The following is a 13,460-nucleotide window of genomic DNA, read 5'->3' on the forward strand; positions in this document are numbered from 1 at the left end:
GGACCCACCCCTTGCGACTGCCTGCAATGCTGGCGCTCACCCTTGTTCTGGGTGCGGCGCCGGCGATCTCCCAGCAAGAGGTCACACCGGCCCAGATCGAGAAACTCAAGGAACGTATTGAGGAGATTGATGACTGGCTGGCGGATGCCGAAGAAGACCGATCCTCCCTGGAGCAGCAGCTCGCTTCGACTGAACGCACCATCAGCCGCCTGACCCGGGAACGCCGCTCCCTGCGCCAGCAGGTGGAACAGCAGCAACAGCGACTCAAGGAACTGCAGAAAGAAGAGCAGGAACTCACCCGCACGCTGGACCGGCAACGGGAGAGCCTGAAGAAACAGATCCGGGCTGCCTGGATGGAGGGCGACGCGCCGGCGGTAAAGGTTCTGCTGAATGAGATCGATCCGGACAGGATCGCCCGGACCATGACTTACTACGAGTATCTGAGCAAGGATACGGTCACCCGCCTTGAGGTGTTCAGGAAAAGCCTGCAGGAACTCAAAAACACCCGCGCCGCAGCGCAGGCGACACGGGTGGAACTGGCCCGAACGGAAGGTGATGTGGCCAGGCGCCAGCAGGAATTGGCGGCATCCAGAAAGCAACGGCAGCAGACCCTCGCATCGCTCAACGCCGACATCAAGAACCGGCTCGGCGAACGGGAAGAACTGACATCCGACCGCAAACGACTGGAAAAACTGCTTGAGGAAGTTCAGCAGGCGATCAATAACATTCCTTCGCCCAACGAATCCCGGCCCTTCGCTTCACTACGGGACAAGCTGCCCTGGCCTGCACAGGGGAAGGTTCTCAGCGGCTACGGAGACAGGTACGCCGATGGCAGATTGCGACGCAATGGCCTTCTCATCGGCACCGAAGAAGAAGCGGAGATACGGGCAATTCATTATGGCCGGGTGGTTTTTGCCAACTGGCTTCGGGGCTTTGGCCTGATCACCATTATTGATCACGGCGACGGCTACATGACACTCTATGGCCACAGCAGCAGCCTGTTTACCAGCCCCGGAGACTGGGTGGCAGCCGGCGAACCCATCGCCCTGGCCGGGCGTACCGGCGGCACGGATTCTCCAGCCCTGTATTTTGAGGTTCGGCACAATGGCAAACCTGACAATCCGGGCCGGTGGCTGGCAAACTGACAGGCTGCGGGAGGGCTGACAAACGTCCCGGGTAACGCCATACTGTCGGGTGTCAGGGAAACCAGTCCAACTATCGGAATAAAAACGGGATATGTGAATGAAACGGGTCAGAAGTACACTCCATGCCTTTCCATTACGCAGCATTGCACTCGCTACCTGTTTCGCCACCGCATCCGGTCTGGCCTGGGCCCAGGAGAAAAACTCCGCTACCGAACAACTGCTCGAAGGCATCCGGGACGGCGAACGGGTTGAAATCCGCCTCCCTGACCCGGAAAAGCAGCTGCCTCTGGAAGATCTCCGAAAATTTACCGAGGTGTTCAGTCGGATAAAAGACGCCTATGTAGAGGAAGTGGATGATCGACAGCTGCTTGAAAGCGCCATCAAGGGCATGCTGTCAGACCTGGACCCCCACTCCACCTATCTTGCCCCCAAGGATTATGAGGATCTGGAAGAAAGCACCTCCGGAGAATTTGGCGGGCTCGGCATTGAAGTGGGCATGGAGAATGGCTTCGTAAAGGTAATCGCACCGATTGATGACACTCCCGCACAAAAGGCCGGGGTTCAGGCCGGAGACCTGATTATCAAGCTCGATGAGAAGCCGGTGAAAGGCATGGGCCTCGAAGAAGCAGTCCAAATGATGCGCGGCAAACCCGGCACCATCCTCACTCTGACCATCATGCGTGAGGGCGAGACGGGGCCCATTGAGATCAAAGTCGAGCGCGACATCATCAAGGTCACCAGTGTGAAATCCCGGATGCTGGAAAACGGCTACGGCTATGTCCGGATTACCCAGTTCCAGGCGGATACCGGCTCGCAGTTCAGAGACGCCCTCGGCAACCTCGAGGGCGAACTGGGCCGCGATCTCGATGGTCTGATCATTGATCTGCGTAACAATCCGGGTGGTGTTCTTCAGGCGGCCGTGGAATCCGCGGACGTGCTCCTTGATGAGGGGCTGATTGTTTATACCGAGGGCCGCATCCAGAGTTCGCGCCTTCGCTTCAGCGCCGGAGCCGGCGACGTCATGGAAGGCACTCCGATTGTGGTACTGATTAACGGAGGCTCTGCTTCTGCCTCCGAAATCCTGGCCGGAGCCCTGCAGGACCATGAACGCGCTGTGATCATGGGCACCCAGTCCTTCGGCAAGGGCAGCGTTCAGACGGTCATTCCCCTGGATGAAACCCACGCGATCAAGATGACCACTGCACGCTACTACACACCGAATGGCCGCTCCATCCAGGCAACCGGCATCAAACCGGATATCGAAGTGCGCCCGGCAGAGCTGAAGGAACTGGACAGCAAACCCTTCTTCACCGAGGCAGACCTGAGCGGACACCTGGAAGGCCAGGACGAGAACAAGAAGCAACAGGACAATAAAACCCTGGCGGAGGACGAAACCGCCTCCCTGGCAGACAGGGACTACCAACTGCGCTCGGCTCTTAATCTGCTCAAGGGCATCCGGATTCTGAGTCCGCAAGGCAAAGGCAAGGCAGAAGGAAGCAGTCAGTGAAATTGGTAGGCTCCCTGCTGGCATTTGCCCTCTCGGTTGTACCCACCCTGGTAGCAGCCGAGCCTGCAAAACAGGCGCTGCCTCCGACCATTGCCATCATTATTGATGACATGGGACACAGCCTTCACGAGGGCAAGCGCCTGGCCAACCTGGATCAGCCGCTGACCCTCGCCTTCCTGCCCTACCGCAGGCATACCGATACCCTTGCCCGGCTTGCCTACCGGAAAAACAAGGAAATCATGCTGCACGCCCCGATGGCCAACACACGAAGCTTCGGGCTTGGCCCCGGCGGGCTGACGCCCGATATGGACGAGCTGAGCATGGCAATGACGCTCCGGCGCGCGCTCCGCTCCATTCCTCACGTACAGGGTGTGAATAATCACATGGGTAGCCTGCTAACCCAGCAGCTCCAGCCCATGGACTGGGTAATGAAGGAGCTCTTTCGCTACCCGGTCTATTTTGTAGACAGCCGCACCATTGCTGCATCAGTCGCCGGTGATGTGGCTGCCGCTTACAGGATTCCCACCCTGAACCGGGATGTCTTTCTCGACCACGAACAAACCGAGGAGTTTGTCGACCGCCAGTTCAAGCTGCTGATCCAGCGTGCGCGGGAGAACGGCAGCGCCATCGGCATCGGCCATCCACACAAAGTCACCGTGGACTATCTGGAAAAGCACCTTCCGGAACTGGACGCCCAGGGCATTGCCATCGCTACCGTGAGTGGCCTCTGGGCCATGCGCAACAGCAACCAGAAGATGTTTGCAGAGGGTGAGAAGCAGGCCATTCGACCTGCTTTTGCACGTAAAAAAGGGGTCAGATGAAAGCTTTCATCTGACCCCTTATTCGCCGGCTTTCATGTTCAATCGCGGACTTCTATCCCCAGAGCCTTCATAAAAGCTTTGGCCTCGGGAATGGTGTGCTGGCCAAAGTGAAAAATGGAAGCCGCCAGAACCGCATCGGCACCACCCTGGGTCACGCCATCGGCCAGGTGCCGCAGCTCCCCGACACCGCCGGAGGCGATCACCGGCACAATGACAGCATCTGAAATTGCCTTGGTCAGGCCCAGATCGAAACCGATCTTGGTGCCGTCCCGGTCCATACTGGTCAGCAGCAATTCCCCGGCGCCCATTTCGACCATCTTGCGGGCCCACTCTATGGCGTCCAGGCCGGTTGGCTTGCGGCCACCGTGGGTGAAGATTTCCCAGCGAGGCTCCCCGCCTTCCTCACTGACCCGCTTGGCATCAATGGCCACTACGATGCACTGGCTGCCAAAACGCTCCGCTGCTTCACGCACAAATTCCGGGTTGAAGACCGCCGCGGTGTTGATCGAGACCTTGTCGGCGCCGGCATTCAGCAACTTGCGAATATCGTCCACAGTACGCACACCGCCACCCACGGTGAGCGGAATAAACACTTCCGCCGCCATCCGCTCGACAGTTTCGTAGGTGGTATCACGGCTTTCATGGCTGGCCGTTATATCGAGAAAGGTAATTTCGTCGGCACCCTGCTCGTTGTAGCGGCGGGCCACTTCCACCGGATCGCCGGCGTCGCGGATATCCACGAAGTTAACACCTTTTACAACGCGGCCTTTGTCGACGTCCAGACAGGGAATAATACGTTTCGCCAGAGCCATATGTCGTCTTACCCCTTCAGGCTGTCACAGAAGGCCTGGGCTTCAGCCACATCCAGCGTGCCTTCGTAGATGGCACGGCCGGTAATGGCACCGAGGATACCCTTATCGGCCACGGTAGCCAGGCGCCTGAGGTCGTCCATGTTGGTGACGCCGCCGGAAGCAATCACGGGAATGCCGCCCTCTTCCGCCAGTGCCGCAGTGGCTTCCACGTTAACGCCCTGCATCATGCCGTCGCGGCTGATGTCGGTGTAGACAATGGCGTCCACGCCGTCGTTGGCGAACCGCTTCGCCAGGTCGGTAGCCATCACTTCGGAGACTTCCGCCCAGCCGTCGGTCGCAACGCGGCCGTCTTTGGCGTCCAGGCCAACAATGATGTGGCCAGGGAAGCGCTTGCACATATCGGTAACGAATTCCGGCTCTTTCACCGCCTTGGTGCCGATGATGACCCACTGCACGCCGGCCTTCAGGTAGGCTTCGATGGTTTCCGCGGAGCGGATGCCGCCGCCGATCTGGATCGGCAGATCCGGGTATTTTCGGGCAATGGTCTGAACGATTTCGCCGTTTACCGGCTCGCCGGCGAAGGCACCGTTCAGGTCCACCAGGTGCAGGCGGCGGGCGCCGGCTTCCACCCAGCGGGTGGCCATATCTACCGGGTCGTCACCGAATACGGTGGAGTCGTCCATCCGGCCCTGGCGCAGGCGCACGCATTTGCCGTCTTTCAGATCAATGGCGGGGATAATGAGCATATTTTCTAGCTTCCTCGGAGATGGCCGATCAGATACCGGAGATAGTCGCCCACCCTCCGCTACGGGGAGCTACTGCCGGAACACGCTGTGAATACGTCCCTGTGAGCTTGCCTGCAGCATCCATGCTGCAGGCAGTCCCGGCAGTAGCTCCCCGCATCGAAGGGCTGAAACATTCCGGTCCGTCAGCTCTTTCCAGTCCAGTTTGTGAAATTCTCTAGCAACTGCAAACCCGCCCGTGCACTTTTCTCCGGGTGGAACTGCACTGCAAAAATGTTGTCTCTGGCCACCGCTGCTGCAAGGTCTACGCCGTAATGCGTGCGGCCGGCCATATCGGCATTGCCCTCGGCTTCTGCGTAGAAGCTGTGCACGAAGTAGAAACGGTCACCCTCGGGAATGTTATGCCAAAGGGGGTGATCAATGGTCTGCTGCACCTGGTTCCAGCCCATGTGGGGCACTTTCAGGCGCTCGCCGTTTTCCGTGAGGTGGTCACCGAAATAGCGTACTTGCGAAGGAAACAGGCCGATGCAGTCAACGCCGCCGTTCTCTTCACTGCGGGACATCAGGGCCTGCATGCCAACGCAGATGCCCAGGAATGGTCGGTCCTGGGACACTTCACGAACCAGGGTGTCGACGCCCAGGCGGCGGATTTCGGCCATGCAGTCGCGGATGGCGCCGACGCCGGGAAGGATCACATGGTCGGCTTCGCGGATTTTGCCAGCGTTGTCGGTGACCAGTACGGTGGTGTCCGGGGCGACGTGCTCTACCGCTTTTTTGGCAGAGTGAAGGTTGCCCATGCCGTAGTCGATTATGGCAACGGTTTTCATGGTTGTTGCGGTGTCCTTGATTGACCGGTGAAAAGTGACCGGTTACAGCGAGTCTTCTTGCGACGAGCCTTTTACAGCGAGCCTTTGGTGGACGGAGTAATACCCGCCATGCGCTCGTCCATTTCAATAGCCATGCGCAGGGCGCGGCCAAAGGCCTTGAACACGGTTTCAATCTGGTGATGGGTGTTCTTGCCCTTCAGATTGTCAATGTGCAGGGTCACCATGGAATGGTTCACGAAACCGTGAAAGAACTCCTCGAACAGGTCCACATCGAAGCCACCAACGGCACCCCGGGTATAGGGCACGTCCATCATCAGGCCGGGACGGCCGGACAGGTCAATCACAACACGGGAAAGGGCTTCGTCCAGCGGCACATAGGCGTGGCCATAACGGCGAATGCCTTTTTTGTCACCCACCGCCTGCTTAAAGGCCTGGCCCAGGGTGATACCGATGTCCTCCACCGTGTGATGGTCATCAATGTGCAGGTCGCCCTTCGAAACGATGTTCAGATCCACCAGGCCGTGACGGGCAATCTGGTCCATCATGTGCTCCAGGAAGGGCACGCCGGTGTCGAAACTGGATTTGCCGGTGCCGTCGAGATCGATCTCAACGGTGATCTGGGTTTCAAGGGTATTTCGTTCTACCCGAGCCTTACGTTCGGCCATGGGGACTCCGTGACAATTGAGCGGCATAGCGCCGGAAAAAATCTATCCGGCGATTATACCTTTTATGTCCGCCTGAGTCCCACAACCGGTTTAATCGCTCCGATAGCAAAGCGCGGTTAAAACGCCTTCTTGAGGTTATTCATGTAGGTATCCACGAGGCTGTTGAACTCGTGCTTGATCACCGGGCTGATCGCCAGTTTCAGCAGGCTGGGCAGTGGCAAAGTAAGCTCAGCGCTGGTCTGGAATTTCACTGCCGTGGCCTTGTCACCCCTGGACTTAATGGTCCAGGAGCCGCTCACCACCCCGTTGCCCTCACCTTTAACGGGGTCCCAGGTAATCTTGCCGGCGTCTTTGTCTGAGTAATATTTGCAGGCATACACGGATTGGATCGCGTGCTTGTCCACGCCCACCTTTTCCATTTCCCACCGGTAGGCGTTGTCGCCAAGGTCAGTCAGCTTGTGGACCTTGGGAAAATGGCTGGCGGAACGTGGCACATCCGCCAGCAGGTCAAACACTTCATCATAACTACCCGGTATTTCAAGCTCCCGGTTCAGCTCAATCGAAACAGTAATAGCCACAACCAACTCCTTCTTGTGTTTATAGGTATCAATGTAGTCGGAAAATCAAGGACGTGTATTTTGGCCCAACACTACGGCATTGTCATACTCCTGCGCTGTTAATTTGTTAACCCTGCGTTATCCTTTGGGTCATTGGCGTCGGTATTCTCCGCGAATACTGCAAGCTCCCAACATTAGGAAGGAAGCCTGAATCATGAAAGCCGTCCGTTATGTGCTGATCACCCTCGTTGCTCTGGTCATTCTCGCCGTGGCTGCCGTTGCCATCGCCATGGCCGTGATCGACCCCAACGACTACAAACCGCAGATTGAACAGGCCGTTGAGAAGCAGACCAACCTCGACCTGATTCTCAAAGGCGACATTGGCTGGTCTTTCATCCCGCTGGGGTTTGAACTGAATTCCGTAGAGGCCACCCTGGAAGGTGATCGTTTCGTTGCTCTGGAAAAGCTGGTTGCCCAAATCGACTTCTGGTCACTCATTGCCATGTCGCCCCGGGTGAATACCTTTGTGCTGGACGGGCTGGACGCGCGCCTCGAAGTAGACGAACAGGGCAACGGCAACTGGACCCGCATCATGCCCGGGAAGTCCGCCGGAGAGGCAGCCGCGGAAACAGCCGGGACCCAGGAGGAGCAGGCACAGGAAGATCAGGGTGCCGGCGGCGAGCCCCTGAACTTCAACGTGGAGAATGTTCAGATCAGCAATGCCCAGGTGCACTACACCGACAAGAGCACCGGCCAGTCGGTCACCCTGGAAAACTTTACCGTTAACGCCAGCAACATCACCCTGGGTTCCGAGTTCCCGCTGGAGATCGGATTCCGGGTTGCCACCACCCAGCCGACCCTTGAGGTGGATGGCAACATCAGTGCCCGTCTTGCCGCCAACGAAGCACTCAACGAGTTCGCCGTATCCGGCCTGAAAGCCGTGTTCGATATGACCGGCGAACCGTTCGGCAGCAAAGAGGTCACCGCTGAACTTGGTGGCTCTGCCAAGGCAAACCTGGAAAACGAAACCGCAACCCTGAGCGACTTTACCGCCAGCCTTGCCAACCTGTCCCTCAGCACGGAACTCACCGTGAACGGGTTCGGTGACAAACCGACCCTGAGCGGCAAGGTATCCATCGCAGATTTCTCCCTCAGGAAGCTGCTAAGCAACCTCGGCCAGCCAGCCGTTGAAACCCGTGACAAAGACGTTCTTGAAGCCCTCGCCTTCTCCACCAGCATCAGCGGCCCGGCCGGCAAGGTGGAGCTGTCCGACCTGACCATCAAACTGGATGACACCACCTTCAATGGCTCCGGCAGCTACAACCTCGCTGACACTGGCATCGTCTTCAACCTTCAGGGCGACCAGCTGAATGCAGACCGCTACCTCCCCCCTCAAGCAGAAGGCGATACAAAGCAGGCCGCCACCCCCGAAAAGGCGACAACCGGCCCGGAAGGCGATCTGTTGCCACTGGAAACCATCCGCGGCCTGCTGCTGGACATTGATCTGGGACTCGGCCAACTGATTGTCAGCAACCTGACCATCAAAGAAATCAAAGCCAGTACCACAGCGAAAAATGGCCTGTTAAAAGTGGATGAGTTCAGCGGCAAGCTCTATGAGGGCCGCTTTAGCGCCAACGTAACCATCGACGCCCGGAGCGACAACCCGAAATGGACCATTGGCTCAGACGTTACCAATGTGCAGACCCTGCCCCTGCTCACCGACCTTGCCGACGTGGACATGCTCGGCGGTGGCGCCAACCTCAAAGTGAACGTCACCACCACCGGTAACCGCATCTCGGCACTACGCAGCAACGCCGATGGCCAGGTCAGCTTCAACCTGGCGGAGGGCCAGTTCCGCCGAATGAACCTGACCCGCATGGCCTGCCAGGGAATTGCTCTGGTTAACCAGGATCAGCTGACCACCACCGACTGGGGCACCAGCACCCCGTTTAACGACATGCGCGGGACCCTGAACATCAACGGCAACACCCTGAACAACACCGATCTGGTGGCCTCACTGGCCGGCATGCGCCTTGAGGGCAAAGGAACCATAGACATGGAACAGAGCCAGCTGGATTACGAGGCGGGGCTTCGAATCGTGGGTGAGATTCATCGGGATAACGCCTGCCGGGTTACCGAGTATGTGGAGAACGTGGTTATTCCGGTGGAATGCCGGGGCAACTTTGCCGAAGATCCCGCCGGCCTCTGCTCCTTTGACGGATCACGTTTCCGGGATACCCTGAAAACCATCGCTGAAAATGCCGCCAGGGCCAAAGTTAAGGAGAAAATTGACGAGACCAGGACAAAAGCCGAGGGAAAGGTGAAAGAGAAGCTGCAGGATAAACTTGGCGACAAACTCAAGGGCCTGTTCAACTGATGCCCGACCGATTCGCCCAAAAACTGCTGCAATGGTACGACAGCCACGGCCGGCATGACCTGCCGTGGCACCATAACCGGAACGCCTACCGGGTGTGGGTCTCGGAAATCATGCTGCAGCAAACCCAGGTAACCACCGTTATCCCCTACTTTGAAGCGTTCATGGAACGCTTCCCGGATGTCCAGGCGTTGGCCGAAGCACCCGTAGATGACGTGCTCAGCCACTGGTCCGGCCTTGGCTATTACGCCCGGGCCCGCAACCTGCAGAAAGCCGCGCAAACGGTCGTTCGCGACTTCGGTGGTGAGTTTCCACAAACCCAGGAAGAGCTCGAGTCCCTCACCGGAATCGGCCGCTCGACCGCAGCGGCCATACTGGCCCAGGCCTTCGGCATTCGCGCCGCCATACTGGACGGCAACGTGAAACGGGTACTGGCCCGCTACCACGCCATCCCCGGCTGGCCCGGCCAGACCGCCGTGCTCAACCAGCTCTGGCAACGGGCCGAGGAACACACGCCAGAACAACGGGTGCGGAATTATACCCAGGGCATTATGGATCTGGGCGCCATGGTGTGTACCCGTAGCCGCCCGGCCTGTGACAGCTGCCCATTGCAACACGGCTGCCAGGCCTATGCCCGGCGCGAAACATCACTCTATCCGGGCTCAAAGCCCAGGAAAGCCAAACCGGAAAAGACTACCTGGATGATGATCCTTCAAGACAGCGAGGGCCGCATCCTGCTGGAGCGTCGCCCACCCAGCGGCGTCTGGGGTGGCCTCTGGAGCCTGCCGGAACTGGACCCGGCCTACGGGGCAGACGAACTCCAGGAAGCCTGTGAACAGAACCTCGGGCTGGATTGCGGAGAGCCGGAGCTGATCAGCGGCTTCCGGCACACCTTCTCCCATTATCACCTGCACATTCAGCCCGCCCGCCTGAACGTGACCAGCGGTGCCAAGGCCATTGCAGATCGCGACCACCTGAAATGGCTGCACCGACATGAAGCCCTGAATCTCGGGCTACCGGCGCCGATTCGTTCGCTGCTCACTAAACCGGAGCAAGCCACCCTGCTTTGAGCCGGTCCGCTTGCGTCTTCAGCCGCAACGATCTGTTATCATCACCGCCAGTAACATTTGCCAACAGGAGCCACCATGAGCCGTACCGTGTTCTGCCGCAAATACCAGAAAGAACTGGAAGGCCTGGATTTCCCCCCGATGCCCGGCGCCAGGGGCCAGGACATTTTCGAAAACGTATCGAAGCAGGCCTGGGAAGAATGGCAGGCCCAGCAGACCATGCTGATCAACGAAAAACACCTGAGCCTGATGGACCAGAACACCCGCAAATACCTGCAGGCGCAGATGCAGCACTTTTTCAACAACGAGCCTTTTGACAAGGCCGAAGGCTACGTACCGCCAGAGCAGTAAAGCCGGATTGATCAAAGCCTGAGCGACCCTGAAAAGATTCAGAAATTTTTCCGGCCCAGCCTTGACTCAAAACATCGAAACCGGTTTAATAGCGCCCCGTTGCACTGCAGTAGCGCAACATGCCCGGATAGCTCAGTTGGTAGAGCAGGGGATTGAAAATCCCCGTGTCGGTGGTTCGATTCCGCCTCCGGGCACCATTAAGAATTCAGACAAAGCCCGCCTTGTGCGGGCTTTGTTGTTTCCAGCAGCCTGTCGGACTTAAAGCTGATCTACTGTGCCGGTGGCTTTATCGCTCAACCGGCAGTTCCAGCCCCGTCCAATAGGCTTCCGTAATGCCAGCGGGGCGAACCTTAACCATGGACAGCCTGGAATCCTCACACCTTCTTTAATCCGAACACAACTGCCTGAAAGAAAGTGCCATGCCGAAGGGCGCGCAGAATTTCGTTTTTTTCAGGCCTACTACTCACCGTCAAAAGGCGATATGGATATAGCTGAGCTTGGATTACTCAAATTCGATATTACGGATTGAATGACGTTCTCCCGGTATGAGCCACCCAAGCCGGGACCCCTTCCTCAATAAAGCCCTTCCAGACTTCCAGCTTTGAGAAGAAATCCCGTTCTGTGCAAAAAAACACTACATCTTGTGTCGTGCTGTGATAAATCCACATATAAGGTTGACATCCATTAACTTTAACCTAAAATTGTCAACCAGCAGTTGTCACCCTAAAGGAATAGAGCCATGTTGCATGATCGGTTGCGTCGTGCACGAGTCCTGAAAAACATGTCACTACAGCAGGTTGCGGACCAGTTGGGAGATATTTCCAAGCAGGCTCTGTCGAAATATGAACAGGGCAAAGATGCGCCCAATTCCACCCGTTTAATACAGCTCGCGGACGTGCTGGAGGTAAACCCTGAGTATTTCTTTCGTTCCGATTCCGTCAAGCTTGGCGAGGTAGACTTTCGGAAGCACTCTGCATTCGGCAAAAAGCAGCAGGAAGCGGTGAAAGAGCAAGTTCGGGAACACCTGGAACGGTATCTGGCTGCGGAGGATCTGTTTGAAACCGAGCACGCTGCCGATGGGTTCGCCCAATGGCGGGAGTGCTTTTCGGTGTCTAATGTCGACGATATTGAAAAGGCCGCAGAAGACCTTCGGAAAGGATGGCATCTTGGCACCAACCCCATTGCAAACCTAACTGAAACCCTGGAAGAGAATGGCATCAAGGTGGTTGGCCTGAAAGCTCATGAAAAATTTGATGGGCTTTGTGCTGTGGTTAACGATGGTGCTGATGCTGTGATCGTAAGCAATATCGAACGCCCCGGAGAACGGCAGCGATTCAATCTGGCCCACGAACTGGGCCACCTTGTGATGGACATACCAGAAGCGGTTCATGGCACTCGTGATGAAGAAAACTGGTGCCACCGCTTTGCAGGCGCATTCCTTTTTCCCGCCAGCCAGGTGAGAGCAACTTTCGGCACCAGCCGCCGACGGGTGCTGTTCAAGGAGTTTTTGCTGGCCAAAGAGGAATGGGGAATCTCTATCCAGGCGCTCCTGCGGCGACTCTATGATCTGGACATTGTTCAGCAGGGCTTCTACCAAAGTACTTTTCGTTTCTGGTCGTCCAAGGGCTACCGGAAGGATGAACCGGAACCTCTGGACCCGGAGAACTCCTATCGCTTGCGTCAGATCGTATACAGGGCATTGGCGGAGGGGCTAGTAACCCCGTCCAGAGCGGCTGAGTTACTTGGCGTCGGTCTGGGAGAGATCGAGGATGTGATGGCAAACGGACAAGCAGGTGAGGGCGCCGATGCCCACGAAAATTCTCGTCTCTGACACGAATATCTGGATAGATCTTCACCGCTGCAACCTTTTGGAGACGGTATTCGAGCTACCCCATCAGTTTGTCACCACAGAGTTTGTCTGGCGGGAGCTGCGCAAGCCTCCGGGACAGCAATTAACGGATCTTGGGCTGACCATTGAGGCGCTCAGTCGTAGCGAGACGCTGCAGCTATTCGACCTCAAGCAGTCTCTGAACAATTCATCGCTGGCGGATGTGTCCTGCTATTTCGTGGCCAGGGAGAGAGGGTGGACCCTGCTAACGAATGATGGTGACCTGCGAAAATCTGGCCACCAAGCGGAGTTGGATGTCCGAGGTGTACTCTGGATTCTGGATGAATTGGAGTTTCACCGGGTACTGTCGCCAGCTAAGCTCGCGAGTGCTCTAGCTTCGATGCTCTACTCCGGCGCACGCTTGCCAGACGAAGAATGCGACAAACGCCTTACGAAGTGGCGCAAGGGCTGAAATCCGAATTTTTCTTCCAAGCTGTCAATCTACCGCCATAACGACAGACCTGCACCGCCTTCAGGTCGACGTTTCCCGGCAGTACTCATTGCTTCAGGATGAAGTCTCGAAAAAATGAACATTTTCCCCTCTGGCCAGCATCATACTTGGCGAGGTGGGCATCAAGATCTTCAGGTCCCGCTGGGAAAGCTGCACTGCGAAGGGCAAGCTGGCAACATCGGACGTGTTGGTGATCGACAATAAAGACACAACCCTGCAAAACCACCCGCCGCATGCAACGCCGGACATGGG

Annotated in this window: 13 protein-coding genes and 1 tRNA gene; 9 read left to right on the forward strand and 5 right to left on the reverse strand. The window is 57.4% G+C overall.

Annotated features, from left to right (window positions below; genetic code table 11):
- Positions 1–11 precede the first annotated feature (11 nt).
- The 3 genes from AC13C0_RS10675 to AC13C0_RS10685 all read left to right on the forward strand — a co-directional run bounded on the left by AC13C0_RS10675 (position 12) and on the right by AC13C0_RS10685 (position 3,473).
- Positions 12–1,145 carry a murein hydrolase activator EnvC family protein gene (locus tag AC13C0_RS10675; protein ID WP_482954371.1) on the forward strand — a complete coding sequence of 378 codons (1,134 nt, stop codon included), beginning with the start codon at positions 12–14 and terminating at the stop codon, positions 1,143–1,145.
- A 97-nt stretch (positions 1,146–1,242) separates the two neighbouring features.
- Entirely contained in the window at positions 1,243–2,652 is a 1,410-nt protein-coding gene (locus AC13C0_RS10680; protein ID WP_117618347.1) for a S41 family peptidase, read from the forward strand.
- A 47-nt stretch (positions 2,653–2,699) separates the two neighbouring features.
- Positions 2,700–3,473 carry a divergent polysaccharide deacetylase family protein gene (locus AC13C0_RS10685; protein WP_482954384.1) on the forward strand — a complete coding sequence of 258 codons (774 nt, stop codon included), beginning with the start codon at positions 2,700–2,702 and terminating at the stop codon, positions 3,471–3,473.
- Positions 3,474–3,511: 38 nt separating this feature from the next.
- On the opposite strand, the gene hisF is transcribed toward AC13C0_RS10685, so the two are convergent.
- The 5 genes from hisF to AC13C0_RS10710 all read right to left on the reverse strand — a co-directional run bounded on the left by hisF (position 3,512) and on the right by AC13C0_RS10710 (position 7,098).
- Complete coding sequence (gene hisF / locus AC13C0_RS10690) at positions 3,512–4,285, reverse strand: imidazole glycerol phosphate synthase subunit HisF (RefSeq protein WP_482954372.1); 774 nt, start codon at positions 4,283–4,285, stop codon at positions 3,512–3,514.
- 8 nt (positions 4,286–4,293) lie between these two features.
- On the reverse strand, positions 4,294–5,031 hold the full coding sequence (gene hisA, locus AC13C0_RS10695) for a 1-(5-phosphoribosyl)-5-[(5-phosphoribosylamino)methylideneamino]imidazole-4-carboxamide isomerase (RefSeq protein WP_117618350.1): 738 nt from the start codon (positions 5,029–5,031) through the stop codon (positions 4,294–4,296).
- Between the two features lie 182 nt (positions 5,032–5,213).
- Positions 5,214–5,855 carry an imidazole glycerol phosphate synthase subunit HisH gene (hisH, locus tag AC13C0_RS10700; RefSeq protein ID WP_482954373.1) on the reverse strand — a complete coding sequence of 214 codons (642 nt, stop codon included), beginning with the start codon at positions 5,853–5,855 and terminating at the stop codon, positions 5,214–5,216.
- Positions 5,856–5,926: 71 nt separating this feature from the next.
- The gene (gene hisB, locus AC13C0_RS10705; protein WP_007153401.1) at positions 5,927–6,520 is read right to left on the reverse strand and encodes an imidazoleglycerol-phosphate dehydratase HisB; all 594 of its coding nucleotides are present in this window, start codon (positions 6,518–6,520) and stop codon (positions 5,927–5,929) included.
- A 116-nt stretch (positions 6,521–6,636) separates the two neighbouring features.
- Entirely contained in the window at positions 6,637–7,098 is a 462-nt protein-coding gene (locus AC13C0_RS10710) for an SRPBCC family protein (RefSeq protein ID WP_117618352.1), read from the reverse strand.
- Between the two features lie 193 nt (positions 7,099–7,291).
- Here AC13C0_RS10710 and AC13C0_RS10715 point away from each other — a divergent pair, with 193 nt between their 5' ends.
- The 6 genes from AC13C0_RS10715 (at position 7,292) to AC13C0_RS10740 (ending at position 13,169) form a co-directional block, all read left to right on the forward strand.
- Positions 7,292–9,454: an AsmA family protein gene (locus tag AC13C0_RS10715; RefSeq protein ID WP_482954374.1), complete on the forward strand. Its 2,163-nt coding sequence runs from the start codon at positions 7,292–7,294 to the stop codon at positions 9,452–9,454.
- Positions 9,454–10,521, forward strand: a complete 1,068-nt coding sequence (mutY, locus tag AC13C0_RS10720; RefSeq protein WP_482954375.1) for an A/G-specific adenine glycosylase — start codon at positions 9,454–9,456, stop codon at positions 10,519–10,521. Before AC13C0_RS10715 ends, mutY begins: the two co-directional genes overlap by 1 nt.
- A gap of 75 nt (positions 10,522–10,596) precedes the next feature.
- The gene (locus AC13C0_RS10725) at positions 10,597–10,869 is read left to right on the forward strand and encodes an oxidative damage protection protein (RefSeq protein ID WP_117618355.1); all 273 of its coding nucleotides are present in this window, start codon (positions 10,597–10,599) and stop codon (positions 10,867–10,869) included.
- Between the two features lie 121 nt (positions 10,870–10,990).
- Positions 10,991–11,066 (forward strand) — tRNA-Phe (locus AC13C0_RS10730).
- Between the two features lie 542 nt (positions 11,067–11,608).
- Entirely contained in the window at positions 11,609–12,700 is a 1,092-nt protein-coding gene (locus AC13C0_RS10735; protein ID WP_482954376.1) for a helix-turn-helix domain-containing protein, read from the forward strand.
- Positions 12,675–13,169 carry a PIN domain-containing protein gene (locus AC13C0_RS10740; protein ID WP_482954377.1) on the forward strand — a complete coding sequence of 165 codons (495 nt, stop codon included), beginning with the start codon at positions 12,675–12,677 and terminating at the stop codon, positions 13,167–13,169. Before AC13C0_RS10735 ends, AC13C0_RS10740 begins: the two co-directional genes overlap by 26 nt.
- Positions 13,170–13,460: the final 291 nt, after the last annotated feature.

Source organism: Marinobacter sp. B-21, assembly GCF_056857895.1.